General features: G+C 69.4%; 2 protein-coding genes. One reads left to right on the top strand and one right to left on the bottom strand.

What is annotated here, in order from left to right:
* On the bottom strand, window positions 1-1785 hold a 1785-nt coding region (locus VA603_RS10570), incomplete at its 3' end, for a sigma-54-dependent Fis family transcriptional regulator (protein ID WP_323438794.1).
* 243 nt (window positions 1786-2028) lie between these two features.
* On the opposite strand from VA603_RS10570, the gene VA603_RS10565 reads away from it, so the two are divergent.
* The coding region (locus VA603_RS10565) for an aldehyde dehydrogenase family protein (RefSeq protein ID WP_323438793.1) at window positions 2029-2480 on the top strand (452 nt) is incomplete at its 3' end.

The following is a 2480-nucleotide window of genomic DNA, read 5'->3' as shown; positions in this document are numbered from 1 at the left end:
ATCGCACGCCGCCAGCGCCTGGCGCATCACCTCCAGCGTCATCTCCTGCAGGCTGCCATCGCCGGCCGGGACGACGGCAGGCGGGGGCACCACAAGCAGATATTCCGGCAAGCCCTCCGCCGCGATCACCGCGGTCGGCTCGCTCAACGCCACCAACGTGCGCAGGCAGGCCACCAGCTGCCGCAGGTTGCCCGGCCAGTGGTAGGCCGCCAGCTTCTGCAGGGCCTGGTCCGACAACGTGCGCTGTTGCGCCAACGGCGCCCATAGCGCCTGTACCAGCGCGGTACGGTCCGCTTCCTCGCGCAACGCCGGCAAGCGCATCACGTGGTCGGCGATGCGGTAGTACAGGTCCGAACGGAAACGACCTTCATCCATCGCCTGCTGCAGGTCGCAATGCGTCGCGCAGACCAGCATGAAATCCAGCTTGACCGGCTTGCCGCCCCCCAGCGGTGACAGTTCGCGGTCCTGCAGCACCCGCAGCAGGCGTGGCTGCAGGGCCAGTGGCATGTCACCGATCTCGTCCAGGAACAACACGCCGCCCTGTGCCTGGCGCAGCAGGCCCGGGCTGCCCTGGCGACGCGCGCCGGTGAAGGCGCCTTCCTCGTAGCCGAACAGCTCGGCCTCGATCAATCCTTCCGGCAGCGCTGCGCAGTTCACCGCGACGAACGGCTTGCCGGCACGGCTGCCACGCGCATGCAGCGCGCGCGCCGCAACCTCCTTGCCAGTGCCGGTCTCGCCCTGCAGCAACACCGGCAGACCGGCCTCCAGCACGCGGCCGGCGCGCGCCAGCTGCTGTTCCTGCGCCGCACTGAATACCGTGCCGGCCGCCGGCAAGGGCAGGGCGGGGCGCGCCTGCGGCACCGGCACGGATACCGCCTGCGCACGCGCCACGCGCGCCGCCGACGCCTCCAGTTGGCCGTGCAGGATGCGGCCACTACGGTCCTGCAGCATGCCGTCATCGCGCATGCGCGACAGCGGTGCATCGAACAATGCCTCATACGAGGCGCGGCCGATGTCACCACGCTCCAGCCCGAACAGGCGCAAGCCCACGCCGTTGGCCGCCACCAACCGTCCATTGCGGAAACCGAGCACCCCTTCACCGGCGGTCCCCAGCAGCGCGCGGTCGTGGTGCAGGCGCAGCAGCTCGCAGCTGTCCATGCCGTTCTCGAAGAAGCGGTGCTCGATGCGATTGGCCGCCAACCGCGCCAGGCCCAGCGCATGCATCTGCTGCACGCTGGCCGGTCCGGTGAAATCCAGCACGCCGACCAGTTGCCCATGCGGGTCATGGATGGGCGTGGCCGCGCAGCTGAGGATGCCGTGCGGTGCGAAGAAGTGCTCGCCGCCGCGCACCTCGATGGCCCGTCCTTCGACGATGGCGGTGCCGATGGCATTGGTGCCCACCGCCGCTTCGCTCCAGCACACGCCGGGCATCAACGCGACGCGGCCGGCCCTGTCCAGGAAACCGGCATTGCCCTCGGCATTGAGGATCCAACCGGATTCGTCGGTGAGCAGCACGATGCTGTCGGTGCTGGCGGCATGCGCGGCCAGGCCATCGAGCTCGGCCCGCGCCAGGTGCCACAGGCGCTCGTGGCGCTCGCGCAGTTCACGCAGGTTGGCACCGGGCAGCGGTTCCAGCTGCGGCTGCGCATCGACCGCCAGGCCGCTGCGCTGGCAACGTCGCCACGATTGCAGGATGGCATCGGGCACGGTGCCGACGGGCAGGGTGCCCCGCTCGAAGAACGAACGCCGGGCGTTGCCCACGCGGTGTTGCGGTAGCTGTGCCATGGAAACTCCTGTGTCGCAGATTGCGACAGGTGTCCGTTTGCCTGTTCCGATTAACAGCACAGTGCCGTGGCCACTGCAACGTCCGGGGCTGATGCGGCGCAACACCGGCCGCCCCGCGGCGTCGTCCCGGCGGCATTTGCCGCGTGCGGCAACGCAGCACGGCGAAGTTGGCACTGCTCTTGCGCCTTGCAGGGACCACCGCCGCGCGCGGTCCATCCCATTGCTGATCCCGGAGATGCACGCATGAACGCAGTCCTGTCCACCAAGCCCATGGCCACCGACCCGCAGTCGCTGTTCAAGCCCCGCTATGGCAACTACATCGGCGGCCAATGGGTGGCGCCGCGCAGCGGCCAGTACTTCGACAACATCACCCCGGTCACCGGCAGGGTGTTCACCCAGGTGGCGCGCTCCAACGCCGAGGATATCGAACTGGCCCTGGATGCCGCGCATGCCGCCAAGGATGCGTGGGGCAAGACCTCCACCACCGAGCGCGCCAACCTGCTCAACCGCATCGCCGACCGCATCGAGCAGAACCTGGAGCTGATCGCCCACGCCGAGACCTGGGACAACGGCAAGCCGATCCGCGAGACGCTCAACGCCGACGTGCCGCTGATGGCCGACCACTTCCGCTACTTCGCCGGTGCCCTGCGCGCGCAGGAAGGCAGCCTGTCGCAGCTGGACGAGGACACCGTGGC

It is taken from the genome of Stenotrophomonas capsici (assembly GCF_034961085.1).
Classification (GTDB): Bacteria; Pseudomonadota; Gammaproteobacteria; order Xanthomonadales; family Xanthomonadaceae; genus Stenotrophomonas; species Stenotrophomonas capsici.
This window is presented reverse-complemented; position numbering and strand designations above follow the sequence as displayed.